The sequence below is a fragment of the Streptomyces sp. NBC_00237 genome (assembly GCF_026342435.1).
Taxonomy (GTDB): Bacteria; Actinomycetota; Actinomycetes; order Streptomycetales; family Streptomycetaceae; genus Streptomyces.
The window spans coordinates 1,077,582-1,093,643 of record NZ_JAPEMT010000002.1 but is presented as its reverse complement, the minus strand read 5'-3'; the positions used below and the strand labels follow the sequence as shown (position 1 = coordinate 1,093,643).

At 70.9% G+C, this 16,062-nt stretch carries 11 protein-coding genes; 8 read left to right on the top strand and 3 right to left on the bottom strand.

Features of this window, described 5'->3' with window-relative positions:
* The first annotated feature begins 36 nt into the window (after positions 1-36).
* The 7 genes from OG897_RS19010 (at position 37) to OG897_RS18980 (ending at position 10,572) form a co-directional block, all read left to right on the top strand.
* Entirely contained in the window at positions 37-1,341 is a 1,305-nt protein-coding gene (locus tag OG897_RS19010; RefSeq protein WP_266658353.1) for an ROK family transcriptional regulator, read from the top strand.
* 51 nt (positions 1,342-1,392) lie between these two features.
* Positions 1,393-2,481 (top strand): substrate-binding domain-containing protein, encoded by a 1,089-nt coding sequence (locus OG897_RS19005; protein WP_266658351.1) that lies wholly within the window; start codon positions 1,393-1,395, stop codon positions 2,479-2,481.
* A 567-nt stretch (positions 2,482-3,048) separates the two neighbouring features.
* The gene (locus OG897_RS19000) at positions 3,049-3,828 is read left to right on the top strand and encodes an ATP-binding cassette domain-containing protein (protein ID WP_266658349.1); all 780 of its coding nucleotides are present in this window, start codon (positions 3,049-3,051) and stop codon (positions 3,826-3,828) included.
* Positions 3,829-3,884: 56 nt separating this feature from the next.
* Positions 3,885-5,141 carry a sugar ABC transporter permease gene (locus tag OG897_RS18995; protein WP_266660307.1) on the top strand — a complete coding sequence of 419 codons (1,257 nt, stop codon included), beginning with the start codon at positions 3,885-3,887 and terminating at the stop codon, positions 5,139-5,141.
* Between the two features lie 265 nt (positions 5,142-5,406).
* Positions 5,407-7,329, top strand: a complete 1,923-nt coding sequence (dxs, locus tag OG897_RS18990) for a 1-deoxy-D-xylulose-5-phosphate synthase (protein WP_266658347.1) — start codon at positions 5,407-5,409, stop codon at positions 7,327-7,329.
* Between the two features lie 279 nt (positions 7,330-7,608).
* On the top strand, positions 7,609-9,048 hold the full coding sequence (locus tag OG897_RS18985; protein WP_266660305.1) for an amino acid permease: 1,440 nt from the start codon (positions 7,609-7,611) through the stop codon (positions 9,046-9,048).
* 66 nt (positions 9,049-9,114) lie between these two features.
* Positions 9,115-10,572, top strand: a complete 1,458-nt coding sequence (locus OG897_RS18980) for a glycosyltransferase family 39 protein (RefSeq protein WP_266658345.1) — start codon at positions 9,115-9,117, stop codon at positions 10,570-10,572.
* 21 nt (positions 10,573-10,593) lie between these two features.
* Here the strand turns inward: OG897_RS18980 and OG897_RS18975 are convergent, their stop codons facing one another.
* Complete coding sequence (locus OG897_RS18975) at positions 10,594-10,998, bottom strand: NYN domain-containing protein (protein ID WP_266658343.1); 405 nt, start codon at positions 10,996-10,998, stop codon at positions 10,594-10,596.
* 81 nt (positions 10,999-11,079) lie between these two features.
* Here OG897_RS18975 and OG897_RS18970 point away from each other — a divergent pair, with 81 nt between their 5' ends.
* Positions 11,080-12,261, top strand: a complete 1,182-nt coding sequence (locus tag OG897_RS18970) for a hypothetical protein (protein ID WP_266658342.1) — start codon at positions 11,080-11,082, stop codon at positions 12,259-12,261.
* 153 nt (positions 12,262-12,414) lie between these two features.
* On the opposite strand, the gene OG897_RS18965 is transcribed toward OG897_RS18970, so the two are convergent.
* Positions 12,415-14,547, bottom strand: coding sequence for a 3-hydroxyacyl-CoA dehydrogenase NAD-binding domain-containing protein (locus tag OG897_RS18965; protein WP_266658340.1), 2,133 nt, complete (start codon positions 14,545-14,547; stop codon positions 12,415-12,417).
* Positions 14,544-15,767, bottom strand: coding sequence for an acetyl-CoA C-acyltransferase (locus OG897_RS18960; RefSeq protein WP_266658338.1), 1,224 nt, complete (start codon positions 15,765-15,767; stop codon positions 14,544-14,546). The genes OG897_RS18965 and OG897_RS18960 overlap by 4 nt, the downstream gene beginning before the upstream one ends.
* Between the last annotated feature and the right edge of the window lie 295 nt (positions 15,768-16,062).

Here is a 16,062-nt window from a genome sequence, read left to right as displayed (position 1 = left end):
TCGTGCCGCCCGACAGGATCGGGAGTGGATGAGTCGATGGAGACTCCGGGATCGCAGACGTCTCTGCACCGGGCCAATCTGGAGCGGGTCGTGCGCGCGGTGCGCATGGCGGGCTCGCTGACCCAGGCCGAGATCGCGAGAAGCACCGGGCTCTCCGCCGCCACGGTCTCCAACATCGTGCGCGAGCTGAAGGAAAGCGGAACGGTCGAGGTCACGCCCACCTCGGCGGGCGGCCGCAGGGCCCGCAGCGTCTCGCTCAGCGGTGACGCGGGCGTCGTCATCGGCGTCGACTTCGGCCACACCCACCTGCGGGTGGCCGTCGGCAACCTGGCCCACCAGGTGCTCGCCGAGGAGTCCGAGCCGCTGGACGTCGACGCCTCCGCCGCGCAGGGCTTCGACCGCGCCGAACAGCTGGTGAAGCGGCTGATCGAGGCCACCGGCATCAGCCAGGACAAGGTCATCGGCGTCGGCCTCGGCGTGCCGGGCCCCATCGACGTGGAGTCAGGACTTCTCGGCTCCACCGCGATCCTGCCGGGCTGGCAGGGCATCAACCCCAGCGAGGAGCTCGCGGCCCGTCTCGGGGTTCCGGTGTACGTCGACAACGACGCGAACCTCGGGGCGCTCGGCGAACTCGTCTGGGGCGCGGGGCGCGGCGTGCGCGACCTCGCGTACATCAAGGTGGCCAGCGGCGTCGGTGCGGGTCTGGTGATAGACGGCCGCGTCTACCGGGGCCCCGGCGGCACCGCGGGGGAGATCGGCCACATCACGCTCGACGAGTCTGGCCCGGTCTGCCGGTGCGGCAATCGGGGCTGCCTGGAGACCTTCACGGCGGCCCGGTACGTCCTGCCGCTGCTGATGCCCTCGCACGGCCCGGACCTGACCATGGAGCGCGTCGTGCAGCTCGCCCGCGAGGGCGACCCGGGCTGCCGCCGGGTGATCGCCGACGTGGGCCGCCACATCGGCAGCGGCGTCGCGAACCTCTGCAACCTCCTCAACCCCAGCCGGGTCGTCCTCGGCGGCGATCTCGCGGACTCCGGCGAGCTGGTGCTCGGGCCGATCCGTGACTCGGTGTCGCGGTACGCGATCCCCAGCGCGGCCCGGCATTTGAGCGTGCTCCCGGGGGCGCTCGGCGGACGCGCGGAGGTGCTGGGCGCGCTCGCGCTCGTACTGAGTGAAATGGGGGATTCGACCCTGTTGGACACGGCTCAGCCGGTGAATTCGCTGGGCAACTCGCTTGGTACAGACCAACGTTCGACACCCGCCTTCATTCAAAGAATAGATGGCACCGTTGTCATCTCGTTAAGGGTTTACTCCTTGACGCTATGGCGGCACGCGAGTTGACTTCCAGACACCTCGGCCGCAACGACGCGGCCTCGTCAGGGAGGTTGGACTGTGAAGACCCACATGCGTCGTGCCGCCATAGCCGTATCCGCTGCTGCCGTGCTGACCCTGTCCCTCGCCGCGTGCGGCGAAGCAGGTGCGGGCAAGGAGGAGAAGAAGGACGACAAGACGATCGGCCTGCTCCTGCCGGAGAGCAAGACGACCCGTTACGAATCCTTCGACTACCCGCTGATCAAGGCCAAGGTCACCGAGCTCTGCTCCGACTGCAAGGTCAACTACAAGAACGCGTCCGAGAACGTCTCGACCCAGAAGCAGCAGTTCGACGACCTCGTCGACTCCGGCGTCAAGGTCATCGTGCTCGACGCCGTCGACTCCACCGCCACCAAGGCGTGGGTCGAGGAGGCCGACAAGAAGGGCGTCAAGGTCGTCGCGTACGACCGTCTCGCCGAGGGCCCGGTCTCCGCGTACGTCTCCTTCGACAACGAGAAGATCGGCCAGCTCCAGGGCCAGGGCATCCTCGACGCGCTGGGCGACAAGGCCAAGGACGGCCGCGTCGTCATGATCAACGGCAAGGAGTCGGACCCCAACGCCGGGCTGTTCAAGAAGGGCGCGCACTCCGTCCTCGACAGCAAGGTCAAGAAGGTGGTCTACGAGCAGACGGGCGAGTGGGACCCGAAGATCGCGGGCGAGAAGATGGGCACCGCCATCACCTCGCTCGGCAAGGACGGCTTCGACGCCGTCTACTCCGCCAACGACGGCATGGCGGGCGGCATCATCGCGGCCCTCCAGTCGGCGGGCGTCAAGGGCATCCCGGTCGGCGGTCAGGACGCGGAGCTCGCGGGCATCCAGCGGATCCTCGCCGGTACGCAGGCGTTCACCATCTACAAGCCGTACAAGCCGGAGACGGACAAGACGGCCGAGGTCGCGGTGAAGCTGCTGAAGGGCGAGAAGATCGACTCGCTCCTCACCGCGAAGATCGACAGCCCGACCACCAAGGGCATTCCGGCGGAGCTGATCCAGGCCACGGTCGTGACCAAGGCGAACATCAAGGACACGGTCGTCAAGGACCAGCTCTTCAAGACGGCCGACATCTGCAAGGCGGAGTTCGCGAAGCCGTGCGCGGCCGCGGGCATCCAGTAGCCGAGTAGCCCGGGCCCGAGGGCACTTCGCCCTGGGGCCGGGCTCGCGGGCCGGGGTTTCTTTCCGGGTCTCGTTCCGGGCGGAGCGCCGGGGTCCGGCGGCTTCCGGCCGCGTCGGGCCAGGGCCCTTGGCACGACGGCTTCGGGCCGCGAGGCTCTGGCGCCTACGGTCTCGGCCGGTACGGCTCCGGGGCGCCGGGCTTCGGCCCGTGCGGGTCGGGACCGCGCGGAGCGGGGGCCGCGCAACTCCGGTCCGTACCGCACCGGTTCGTACCGCACCGGCCCGTGCGGCCCCAAGAGCCCGCCCAGCCCCAGCACGCTCAGCCCGTCCCGCACCACCTCGTACAGCCCCAGTCCGTACAGCTTCGGCCCGTACACGTACAGCCTCAGGCGTCGTGCCGAGGTCGCGTACGGGGTCCCGGTCGTCGTCCGCCCGCCGGACGGAGGCCGGGCCCCGGCGCGACCGCCGCGCGTCCGCCCCCCACCCACACGCCCCATCCCGCCGTACGCGAACCCCGCTGCGGCGGCCCCCCGCCGCACCTGCCGGCGGACGAAGGAGATGGTTCACATGTCCGCTGCGCCCGTCCTCGCGCTACGCGGAGTCTCCAAGCGGTTCGGAGCCGTGCAGGCCCTGACCGACGTCGACCTGGAAGTCCACGCCGGCCAAGTCGTCGCCCTCGTCGGCGACAACGGCGCCGGAAAGTCGACCCTGGTCAAGACGATCGCGGGGGTGCACCCCATCGACGAGGGCAGCATCGAATGGGACGGCAAACCCGTCTCCATCGCGCGCCCGCACGACGCCCAGGGTCTCGGCGTCGCCACCGTCTACCAGGACCTCGCGCTCTGCGACAACCTCGACGTCGTCGCCAACCTCTTCCTCGGCCGCGAACTCGGCCGGGCCAAGGTGCTCGACGAGGTCGCCATGGAGAAGCGCGCCAAGGAGCTCCTGGACACCCTGTCCATCCGCATCCCGAGCGTCCGCATCCCGATCGCCTCGCTCTCCGGCGGTCAGCGCCAGGTCGTCGCCATCGCCCGCGCGCTGGTCGGCGACCCCAAGCTGGTCATCCTCGACGAGCCGACCGCCGCCCTCGGCGTCGAGCAGACCGCCCAGGTCCTCGACCTGGTGGAACGGCTGCGCGAGCGGGGCCTCGCCGTCCTGCTGATCAGCCACAACATGGCCGACGTCAAGGCCGTCGCCGACGAGGTCGCGGTCCTGCGCCTCGGGCGCAACAACGGTGTCTTCAAGGTCAAGGACACCACCAACGAAGAGATCATCGCCGCGATCACGGGAGCCACGGACAACGCCGTGACCCGTCGCAAGGCGCGAGGCGCGGAGGCCGTGAAGTGAGTGACACCGTGAACACCCCGCCCCAGAAGCCCTCGAAGGCGCAGCAGCACGCGCCCGTGGACGCCGATCCCGGGGCCGCCGCCGGTGCCGTTCCGGTGGTCGACCCCCGGCTGCTCGTGCGCGAGCAGGGCTTCGCCGGGTACCTGACCGAGTTCAAGCGCAAGATCAAGGGCGGCGAGCTCGGCTCGATACCGGTCGTCACCGGCCTGATCGTGATCTGGACGATCTTCGAGATCAGCTCGGGACGCTTCCTCGATCCGTCCAACCTGAGCAACATCGCCCAGTACATCGTCGGTCCCGGCCTCATCGCGACCGGCATCGTCTTCGTGCTGCTGCTCGGCGAGATCGACCTCTCCGTCGGCTCCGTGGCGGGCCTCACCGCCGCCGCCAGCTCCGTGCTCGCCATCAAGCAGGACGTGAACGAGCTCCTGGCCGTCGTCATCGGCCTGCTCGGCGCGGCGGCCATCGGAGCGCTGCACGGCTTCTTCTTCGCCCGGATCGGCGTCCCGGCCTTCGTGGTCACGCTCGCCGGCTTCCTGGGCTGGAGCGGCCTCCAGCTGTTCGTCCTCGGGAACACCCTGAGCCTGAACAACATCTCCGGCGGCGTCATCTACCACCTGAACAACTACTACTTCAGCGACGTGGCCGCCGCGTACGGCCTGGCCACCGTCGCGGTCGCCGGGTACGCCTGGTCGCAGTGGAACGAGCACCGCCGCCGCAAGGCGGCGGACCTGCCGCACCGCCCGATGAGCGAGCTGGCACTGCGTACGGTCGTCGTCGCCGTACTGGTCTTCGCCGCCGCGTTCGTCCTGAACCAGGAGGACGGCCTGCCGCTCGGCCTGACCGTCTTCGTCGGCGTCGTCGTCCTCGCCAGCTTCGTGCTGCGCCGCACCACCTACGGCCGCCAGGTCTTCGCCGTCGGCGGCGGCGTCGAGGCCGCGCGCCGGGCGGGCATCAACGTGGTCTGGATCCGGATCTCCGTCTTCACGATCTCCGGCTTCCTCGGCGGTCTCGGCGGCCTCTTCATCGCCTCCCAGTCCGGCGTCGCCGACTCCAACCTGGGCGGCGGCGACACCCTGATGCTCGCCATCGCGGCGGCCGTCATCGGCGGTACGAGCCTCTTCGGCGGGCGGGGCACCCCCTGGTCCGCCCTGCTCGGCATCCTCGTGATCCAGTCGATCATGACCGGCCTGTACATGGAGGGCTCCTCCAGCAAGGCGGTCCAGTCCATGATCACGGGCGCGGTGCTGCTGGCTGCGGTCGTGCTGGACTCCGTGTCGCGCAAGAGCCAGAAGGCGGCGGGGCGCGCCTAGCGCCGCCGGAAGCGGCGGGGGCGTGCTGAGCGTCACCTTTCGGCGCCCGGACGCCCGGTTCCGCCGTGCGGACCCCTCCGCATAGCAGTCAAACCTCCATGTGCCCGGCACCGACACCCAGGTGCCGGGCACATTTGTGCCCCTGTGGACCCGTACGGGTGATGCAGGTCGCACAACCCGCCGATCGTCGCCGCGCGCGGAACATTAGACTCGTCAGATCGGCACGAACGTCCCAGCACGCCAGTTCAATCGCAAGGAGGCACGGGTGGCCCTGCTGACCCGCATCAAGGGACCGCGCGACCTGGACCGGCTGTCCCCGGAGCAGCTCGACCAGCTGGCCGCGGAGATCCGGACCTTCCTCGTCGACGAGGTGTCCAAGACCGGCGGCCACCTCGGCCCGAACCTGGGCGTGGTCGAGCTGACCATCGCCCTGCACCGGGTCTTCGAGTCCCCGAAGGACAAGGTCCTCTGGGACACCGGCCACCAGAGCTACGTGCACAAGCTGCTCACCGGCCGCCAGGACTTCACCCGGCTGAAGATGAAGGGCGGCCTCTCCGGCTACCCGGCGCGCGCCGAGTCCGAGCACGACGTCATCGAGAACAGCCACGCCTCCACCGTGCTGGGCTGGGCCGACGGCCTCGCCAAGGCCAACGAGGTGCTCGGCAAGGACGACGCGGTCGTCGCCGTCATCGGCGACGGCGCCCTCACCGGCGGCATGGCCTGGGAGGCGCTGAACAACATCGCCGTCGCCAAGGACCGCCCGCTGGTCATCGTCGTCAACGACAACGAGCGCTCGTACGCCCCCACCATCGGCGGCCTCGCCAACCACCTCGCCACCCTGCGCACCACGGACGGCTACGAGCGCTTCCTCGCCCGCGGCAAGGAGTTCCTGGAGCGCACCCCCGTCGTCGGCAAGCCGCTGTACGAGACCCTGCACGGCGCGAAGAAGGGGCTCAAGGACTTCATCGCCCCGCAGGGCATGTTCGAGGACCTCGGCATCAAGTACGTCGGCCCGATCGACGGCCACGACATCGAGGCCCTGGAGTCCGCGCTCCAGCGCGCCAAGCGCTTCGGCGGCCCGGTCATCGTGCACTGCCTCACCGAGAAGGGCCGCGGCTACCAGCCCGCCCTCGCGGACGAGGCCGACCGCTTCCACGCCGTCGGCAAGATCCACCCCGACACGGGCCTGCCCATCGCCTCCTCCGGCGTGGACTGGACCTCGGTCTTCGGCGAGGAGATGGTCAAGCTCGGCAAGGAGCGCGAGGACATCGTCGCGATCACCGCGGCCATGCTCCAGCCGGTCGGCCTGGACAAGTTCGCCAAGGCGTTCCCGAACCGCGTGTACGACGTGGGCATCGCCGAACAGCACGGTGCCGTCTCCGCGGCGGGTCTCGCCACCGGAGGTCTGCACCCCGTCTTCGCCGTGTACGCCACCTTCCTCAATCGTGCCTTCGACCAGGTCCTCATGGACGTGGCCCTCCACAAGTGCGGTGTGACCTTCGTACTGGACCGCGCGGGCGTCACCGGCACCGACGGCGCCTCGCACAACGGCATGTGGGACATGTCGATCCTCCAGGTCGTCCCGACCCTCAGGATCGCCGCCCCGCGCGACGCCGACCAGGTCCGCGCCCAGCTGCGCGAGGCCGTCCAGGTCACCGACGCCCCCACCGTCGTCCGCTTCTCCAAGGGCGCGGTCGGCCCGGCGGTCAAGGCCGTCGGCAAGGTCGGCGGCATGGACGTCCTCCGCAAGCCCACCACGGACGTGTCCCGCCCCGACGTCCTCCTGGTCTCGGTCGGTGCGCTCGCTCCCATGTGCCTGGAGATCGCCGACCTCCTCGACGCCCAGGGCATCTCCTCCACCGTCGTTGACCCCCGCTGGGTCAAGCCGGTCGACGAGGCGATGGCGCCGCTCGCCGAGCAGCACCGGGTCGTCGTCACCGTCGAGGACAACTCCCGCGCCGGAGGGGTCGGCTCCGCCGTCGCCCAGGCGCTGCGCGACGCGGATGTCGACGTACCGCTGCGCGACTTCGGCATTCCGCCGGTCTTCCTGGACCACGCCTCCCGCAAGGAGGTCATGGCCGAGATCGGGCTGACCGCGCCGGACATCGCGCGCCAGGTGACCGGCCTGGTGGCGAAGATCGACGGGCGGCTGGAGCGCGCGGTGGCGGCGGAGGCCGTCCGCGACTGACGCACCGCCGCTGCTGTGGTCCGGGTCCGGGCCGGAGGGAAACCTCCGGCCCGGACTTTTTCGTACATTCGCCCCATCGGGTGAAAACGCGTTCGCACGGTCGCGGACCCGCACGAATGATCACGATGATTGCGGTGACCCTCCACCCAGAGGTGGGGACAGCCGATCGGCGGAGGTGCTGTGGTGAGCACGGAAGACCAAGGACCATCAGCGGGCAGCAGGCAGGACAGCGCCAGCAGGCAGCAGGGCGTCTTCCGGACGAAGACGGTCGAGCAGTCCATCCGTGACACCGAGGAACCGGAGCACGCGCTCAAGAAGTCCCTCTCCGCCCTCGACCTCACGGTCTTCGGCGTCGGCGTCATCATCGGCACCGGCATCTTCGTCCTCACCGGCAAGATCGCGAAGGAGACGGCGGGTCCGTCCGTCGCCCTCGCCTTCGTGGTCGCGGGCGTCGTCTGCGGTCTGGCCGCCCTCTGCTACGCCGAGTTCGCCTCGACCGTCCCGGTGGCGGGCTCCGCGTACACCTTCTCGTACGCGTCCCTGGGCGAGCTGCCCGCCTGGATCATCGGCTGGGACCTCGTACTGGAGCTGGCGCTGGGCTGTGCGGTGGTGGCCGTCGGCTGGTCCGGCTACATGCGCTCGCTCCTCGACACGGCGGGCATCCACCTCCCCGACTTCCTCTCCGGCACCCACGACGGCTCCTTCGGCTTCGATCTGCTGGCCTGCCTGCTGGTCCTCGCCATCACGGCCGTCCTGGTCGCCGGAATGAAGCTCTCCTCCCGCGTGACCAGCGTCATCGTCGGCATCAAGGTGACCGTGGTCCTCCTGGTCATCGTCGTCGGCGCCTTCTTCATCACCGGCGCCAACTACGAGCCGTTCGTCCCGCCCGCCGTGGACACCGAAGGCGGCAACGGTCTCACCGCCCCGCTCGTCCAGCTCCTCTTCGGCTTCACCCCGACCAGCTTCGGCGTGATGGGCATCTTCACCGCGGCCGCGGTCGTCTTCTTCGCGTTCATCGGCTTCGACATCGTCGCGACCGCCGCCGAGGAGACGAAGCTCCCGCAGCGCGACGTCCCGCGCGGCATCCTCGGCTCCCTGATCATCTGCACGCTCCTCTACGTGGCGGTCTCCGTCGTCGTCACCGGCATGCAGAAGTACAGCGACCTCTCGACGGACGCCCCTCTCGCCGACGCCTTCAAATCCGTCGGCCATCCCTTCTGGGCGGGCCTGATCAGCTTCGGTGCGGCCGTCGGCCTCACCTCGGTCTGCATGATCCTGCTCCTCGGCCAGTCCCGCGTCTTCTTCGCCATGAGCCGCGACGGTCTGCTCCCCAAGACCTTCTCCCAGGTCCATCCGCGCTTCGGCACCCCGTACCGCTCGACGATCCTGCTGGGCGCGATCGTCGCCGTCGTCGCGGGCTTCACCTCGATCGACGAACTCGCCGAACTGGTCAACATCGGCACCCTCTTCGCCTTCGTCGTGGTCGCCATCGGCGTCGTCATCCTCCGCCGCAAGCGCCCCGACCTGCCGCGCTCCTTCAAGACGCCGCTGGTCCCGCTCGTCCCGGCGCTCTCGGTCCTCGCCTCGCTGTGGCTGATGCTGAACCTTCCGGCGGAGACGTGGCTGCGGTTCGGGGTGTGGATGCTGATCGGGATCGCCGTCTACTTCGTCTACGGCAAACGGAACAGCAAGCTCGGCAAGCGAAACGCCACTCCCTAACCCCTGCCCGCACCGCAGCCGCACCTCGCTGCCGCCCCCGGCACCCCCGCCGGATAACTTGGCCCCATGCTCGCCGAGCCCGCGCCCCCGCCCCGCCCCCCTTCCGGACCCGGGCCCAGCCCGGCCTCCACCCCGTACACCTACTGGTGGAAGCTCCTCCCCGCCCTCCTCACCCTCGCGGCGCTCACCCGTGTCCCCTCCTTCCTGCACCCCCTCTGGAATCCCGACGAGGGTTTCCTCGCCGTGCAGGCGGGCCAGCTCGCCGCCGGGGGGGAGCTGTACGACACGGTCGTCGACCGGAAGCCGCCCCTGGTGCCCTGGCTGTACGAGGCGGCCCTGGGCCTCTTCGGCGACCGCTCGCTCCTCCCGCTCAAGGTCCTCGCGATCCTGGCCCTGTTCGCGACGGCCGCCCTCCTCGCCTCGCTGGCCCGCCGCCGATGGGGCGACCGTTCCGGAGCGGTGGCAGGCGTCGCCTTCCTTCTCGTCTCCGTCGGGCTGCACCCCGAGGACACCCAGGCGGCCTCCTTCGGCCTCTTCACGCTCCCGTTCACCGCGCTGGCGGTGTGGTGCGCCGACCGCAGGGCCTGGGCCTGGGCGGGGGCGGCCGTGGCAGGGGCGTTCCTGACCAAGCAGACGGGCGGGGCGGTACTCCTCCCGGTCCTCTGGCTCGCCTGGACGGCCCCGAAGCGGACCCGAGCCCTCCTGTGCACCCTCGCGGGCTTCGCCGTCCCCGTCGCCGCCGCAGCGCTCCTCACCGACCCCTCCCGCTTCCTCTTCTGGGTGGTCACGGGCTCCGGCACGTACGCCGACCTGACCGGCTCGGGCCTGCACGCACTCGGCCGTGGGCTCGGCAACGCCGCCGTCCTGGCCGCCGCCTGCCTGGGCCTCCTGGTCCCGCTGCTACGTCGCCCGAAGACCCCCACCACGGACCTGTGGCTGTGGCTGGCCGCCTCGGCGCTGGCCGTCATGACCGGTTTCCACTTCTTCGGCCACTACTACCTGCAACTGATGCCGCCCCTCACCCTGCTCGGCACCGCGGCGCTGCACGCCCTGCCCCGCCGCTGGACGACCGGCGCGCTCACCGCCCTCGCCTGCACCTGCGTGATCTTCCTGACCTGGGGCTTCCTCGCCCCCCGCCCCGAACTCACCCACGCCCAGCGCGTCGCCGACGCGATCCGCGCCCGCACCACCCCCACCGACCCCGTCCTGATCTGGGGCATGCACCCCGAGACGTACTGGCTGGCCGACCGCACCCCCGCGAGCCGCTACCTCACCGCGGGCCTCCTCACGAACTTCAGCGGCGGCCGCAACGGCTCGCTGGTCGGTGAGCAGTACGGAGTCGAGGGCAGCTGGCCGGTCCTCCGCGCCGAACTCGCCGAGAAGCGCCCGCCCCTGATCGTGGACGACTCCCGGGGCAAGCCGTACGGCCCGGAGCGGATGCCGACGCTGCGACGGCTGCTGGCGGAGGAGTACGAGCGGGTGGCGACGGTGGACGGCGCGGTCCTCTACGCCCGCTCACGCTGACCCGGTCCCTTCAGGGCTCGCTCAGTCCCGTACGGTACGGGGCCCCACGCACTCCGCGCCGTACGCCTCGACCCGACGGCGCAGCTCGCGGTCGGCGGTGACCACGACGCAGTCCCGTCCGGCGGGCTCGCGCGTGGCGACCACCTCGACGATCCGGTCGTCCCCGCTCCCCGAGGCGGCCACGACCCGCACCCCGGGCACCGACTCCACCTTCTTGGCCGCGCCCTCGACCACGAGCACGACCTCCACCGGCCCCTGCCGCCCCGCGACGCCCTCCTCCGCGTACACCGGCAGACGGTCCCGCAGCCGCTCGGCGGCCCCGTGCCGGTCCTTCCACCAGCCGTCGGGCACGGATCCCACGACATTGGCCGCGTCGACGACGAGCAGGGGCGACGGGCCGGGAGGCACGGGCGGTGTGGACGTCATGGGGCCAGCGTCCCACGGCGGGCGCTGTCGGACCGGCCGCCTATCCTTGACTCGAACGCTCGACTCGAACTATCGACTCGAATGACGAACGGAACTGCGCGGAAGGCAGGGCAGGCGGCGATGGGGCTGGGAAGCGCTGACAGGGCCGGGAAGCGGGCGTCCGGCCCGGTGGCGGGCCACAGCTGGCTGCTGCGCGGCAAGGACGGCAGGCTCAGCGCGTACGCGGTGACCGACGGCGGCCTGCTGCGGTGGACCGAGACGCGCCCCGGCGGCCCCGACTGGGAGGGCCCGGAGTTCTTCGAGGCGGCCTCGGTCGAGGGCCTCGCGGTGGCGCAGGGCCCCGACGGCTTCGTGCACGTCGTGGGACGCGGCGTGGCCAAGGACGGTGCGCCGGACTACGTGCACGCCACGCAGTACCAGTCCGGCCGCCCGTTCGGCGGCTGGCACTCGCTGGGCAGCTACCGCTACTCCGACCCGGCCCGGACGGCCGAACTGGGCCTCCCCTCGGTCGCGGTCGGCGCCGGGGGAGCCGTCCACGTCTTCCTGCGGAACGCCTACGGAGGCGTACTCCTGCGCAGTCAGACGGCGGGCGGGAAGTGGGGCGGCTGGCAGGACCTGATCGGCTCACGGAGCGAGGGGACCCCGGTCGCGACGCGTCTGGCGTCGGACCGGATCGAGCTGTTCGCGGTGAAGGGGGACGGCACGGTGCTGCGCTGGACGCAGGAGAAGCCGGGAGCTCCCTTCGCGCCGGTGACGGTGATCCCCTTCACGGTCGCGGCGGGAACGGTGTCCGCGCTGGAGACCGCGGACGACAGCCTCACGTACTACGGGACCGCCCCGGCCGGGAGCGCGGACGCAACCGACGGAGGAACCGGAACCGGCGAGGCCGTCGCGTTCCGCCCGCAGCCCGCCCCGGAGGCGGACCCGACGGCGGCCCCGGCGATGACGTCCACCCCGCTGGGCGGCACTCCCTCCACCGCCTCCGCGACCCTGCGTACGTCGCTGGACGGCCACGACTGCACGGTCCTGGCCCACCGCACCACCGAAGGCCGCCCCGTCCTGGCCGCGTGCCGCACTCTCGCCGAGGCCGAGGGCGTGTGGTGGTCCCCGACGGGCCCGCCGTGCGTGGGTGCCCCCGCCCTGGCCCTCGACGCCGCCGACCGCGTGGTCATGGCAGTGATATCCACGGACGGCACCCTGCACACCGCCCGCCAGCGCACCGACGAAGAGGGCCTCTCCCTGGCGGCCTGGCGACCGGCCTGACCTTCCACGAACGCCGGGTGCACGAACGCCGGGTGCACGACGCCGCGTGCACAACGCCGGGTGTACGACGCCGGGTGTACGACGCGGGTACCGGGAACGCCGAAGGGGCCGTGCGGAGGACAACTCCGCACGGCCCCTCAGCACTTCAGCGCACTACGCGGGCACGCTCGCCACGCCCGGTGCCAGGAACTTCTTGCCGTTCACGCGCTCCGAGAAGCCCTCGCGGTCCAGGTACGGCGTGATGCCGCCCAGGTGGAAGGGCCAGCCCGCGCCCGTGATCAGGCAGAGGTCGATGTCCTGGGCCTCGGCGACGACGCCCTCGGCGAGCATCAGGCCGATCTCCTCGGCGACCGCGTCCATGACGCGGGTACGGACCTGCTCCTCGGTCAGGACGGTGTCGCCCTGCTTGAGGAGGGCCGCGACCTCGGGGTCGAGGACCGGGGCGCCCGAATCGTAGACGTAGAAGCCGCGCTTGCCCGCCTTGACCACGGCGGCCAGGTTCGGGGAGACGGTGAAGCGGTCCGGGAAGGCCCGGTTCAGGGTCTCCGAGACGTGCAGGCCGATGGCCGGGCCGACCAGTTCGAGGAGGACCAGGGGGGACATCGGGAGGCCGAGGGGCTCGACGCCCTTCTCGGCGACGGCGACCGGGGTGCCCTCGTCGATGACGTTCTGGATCTCGCCCATGAAGCGGGTCAGGATGCGGTTCACCACGAAGGCCGGGGCGTCCTTGACCAGGACGGCGGTCTTCTTCAGCTTGCGGGCGACGCCGAAAGCGGTGGCCAGCGACGCGTCATCCGTCTTCTCGCCTCGGACGATCTCCAGGAGCGGGAGGATCGCGACCGGGTTGAAGAAGTGGAAGCCGACGACCCGCTCGGGGTTCTTCAGCTTCGAGGCCATCTCCGTGATGGAGAGGGACGAGGTGTTGGTGGCGAGGATCGCGTGGGCGGGGGCGACCGCCTCGACCTCGGCGAACACCTGCTGCTTGACGGACATCTCCTCGAAGACCGCTTCGATGATGAAGTCGGCGTCGGAGAAACCGTCGGCCTTGTCCAGGACACCGGTCACCAGCGCCTTGAGGCGGTTGGCCTTGTCCTGGTTGATGCGGCCCTTGCCGCGCAGCTTCTCGATCTCGGTGTGGACGTAGCCCACGCCCTTGTCGATGCGCTCCTGGTCGATGTCGGTCAGGACGACCGGCACTTCGAGGCGGCGCAGGAACAGGAGGGCGAGCTGCGAGGCCATCAGGCCCGCGCCGACGACGCCGACCTTGGTGACCGGGCGCGCCAGGTTCTTGTCCGGGGCGCCCGCCGGGCGCTTCGCGCGCTTCTGGACCAGGTTGAACGCGTAGATGCCCGAGCGGAGTTCACCGCCCATGATCAGGTCGGCGAGTGCCTGGTCCTCGGCGTCGAACCCGGCGGACAGGTCGCCGGACTTGGCGGCGGCGATGATGTCGAGGGCGCGGTAGGCGGCCGGGGCCGCACCGTGCACCTTCGAGTCGGCGACGAAGCGGCCTCGGGCGACCGCCGCGTCCCAGCCCTCGCCCCGGTCGATCTCCGGGCGCTGGATCTGGAGTTCGCCGCGCAGGACCGCGGAGGTCCAGATCAGCGACTGCTCCAGGAAGTCGGCGCCTTCGAAGATCGCGTCGGCGATGCCGAGTTCGAAGACCTGCTTGCCCTTGAGCTGGCGGTTCTGGTTGAGCGAGTTCTCGATGATGACCGAGACGGCCTTGTCCGCGCCGATCAGGTTCGGGAGGAGGGCGCAGCCGCCCCAGCCCGGGACCAGACCGAGGAAGACCTCGGGGAGCGAGAAGGCCGCGATGGAGGTCGAGACCGTACGGTACGAGCAGTGCAGGCCGACCTCGACGCCGCCGCCCATCGCCGCACCGTTGTAGTACGCGAAGGTGGGGACCGCGAGGCCCGACAGGCGGCGGAAGACGTCGTGGCCGCCCTTGCCGATGGCGAGCGCGTCCTCGTGGCGGCCCAGGAGCTCGACGCCCTTCAGGTCCGCGCCGACCGCGAAGATGAACGGCTTGCCGGTGAGGCCGATGCCGACGATCTTGCCTTCGGCGGCCTCCGCCTCGACCTGGTCGATGGCGAGGTTGAGGTTCGCCAGGGACTGCGGGCCGAAGGTGGTCGGCTTGGTGTGGTCCAGGCCGTTGTCCAGGGTGATGAGCGCGAAGTTGCCGGCGCCGCCCGGAAGGGCGAGGTGGCGTACGTGCGCCTGCGTGACGACCTCGTCCGGGAACAGCTCGGCTGCGCCCTTCAGGAGCTCGGCGGTGGTGGTGCTCACTTGTCGTCGCCTCCGTTGAAGTGCGGGTTCTCCCAGATGACCGTTCCACCCATGCCGAAGCCGACGCACATGCTCGTCAGGCCGTAGCGGACGTGCGGCTGGTCCTCGAACTGGCGGGCCAGCTGGGTCATCAGGCGCACGCCGGAGGAGGCGAGCGGGTGACCGAAGGCGATCGCGCCGCCGTACTGGTTCACGCGCGGGTCGTTCTCGGGGATGCCGAAGTGGTCCAGCATGGCCAGCACCTGTACGGCGAAAGCCTCGTTGATCTCGAACAGGCCGATGTCGTCGATGGTCAGGCCCGCCTTGGCGAGGGCCTTCTCCGTCGCCGGGACCGGGCCGATGCCCATGACCTCGGGCTCGACGCCCGCGAAGGCGTACGACACCAGGCGCATCTTGACCGGCAGGCCCAGCTCGCGGGCGACGTCCTCGGCGGCGATGAGGGAGGCCGTGGCACCGTCGTTCAGGCCCGCGGCGTTGCCCGCCGTCACGCGGCCGTGCGGCCGGAAGGGGGTCTTCAGGCCCGCGAGGGACTCCAGGGTGGTGCCCGGGCGCATCGGCTCGTCGACCGTGGCCAGGCCCCAGCCGGTCTCGCCCGCTTCGGCGTTCGTACGGCGTACGGACACGGGGACCAGGTCGGCCTGGATCTTGCCGTCGGCGTACGCCTTCGCGGCCTTCTCCTGCGAGCGCACCGCGTACTCGTCCGCGCGCTGCTTGGAGATGCCGGGGAAGCGGTCGTGCAGGTTCTCGGCGGTCATGCCCATGAAGAGGGCGGACTCGTCTACCAGCTTGTCGGAGACGAAGCGCGGGTTGGGGTCCACGCCCTCGCCCATGGGGTGGCGGCCCATGTGCTCGACGCCGCCCGCGAGGGCGATGTCGTACGCACCGAAGGCCACGCCGCCCGCCACGGACGTCACGGCGGTCATCGCGCCGGCGCACATGCGGTCGATCGAGAAACCGGGGACGGTCGTCGGCAGGCCCGCGAGGATGCCCGCGGTACGGCCGAGGGTCAGGCCCTGGTCGCCGATCTGGGTGGTCGCGGCGATGGCGACCTCGTCGACGAGCGCGGGGTCGAGGTCCGGGTTGCGGCGCAGCAGCTCCCGGATCGCCTTCACGACCAGGTCGTCGGCCCGGGTCTCGTGGTAGATGCCCTTCGGGCCCGCCTTGCCGAACGGGGTGCGGACGCCGTCGACGAAGACGACGTCCCTGACGGTACGAGGCACGATTGGCTCTCCTCCGGGGTGCGGGGTGGTGCTGCTGCCGGTACGCGGACTCGCCGAGGTGGGCGCGTCCGCACACCGTCATGCTACTTGCGGGTAACCATGCTGCCCAGTCTTCCGCGCGGGAGCGGCGAAGGTCACATTCCGTGGGGGCGGTCGCCGGGTGCCGGTGGTGGCGGAAAGTCGCCGGTGCGTCCGTGGGGGCGGGGCGCGGGAATCGGCGGAGGCGGGGTGCGGGAATCGGCGGTCAGGTCCTCGCCGGGAGATTCCGACTGCGCCTCCCCGTACGGGATTTGAG

Coding starts and splice junctions, on each gene's coding strand:
- OG897_RS19000 (WP_266658349.1), top strand. CDS start 3,049: ATGTCCGCTGCGCCCGTCCTCGCGCTACGCGGAGTCTCCAAGCGGTTC.
- OG897_RS18980 (WP_266658345.1), top strand. CDS start 9,115: ATGCTCGCCGAGCCCGCGCCCCCGCCCCGCCCCCCTTCCGGACCCGGG.
- OG897_RS18975 (WP_266658343.1), bottom strand. CDS start 10,998: ATGACGTCCACACCGCCCGTGCCTCCCGGCCCGTCGCCCCTGCTCGTC.
- OG897_RS19010 (WP_266658353.1), top strand. CDS start 37: ATGGAGACTCCGGGATCGCAGACGTCTCTGCACCGGGCCAATCTGGAG.
- OG897_RS18970 (WP_266658342.1), top strand. CDS start 11,080: ATGACGAACGGAACTGCGCGGAAGGCAGGGCAGGCGGCGATGGGGCTG.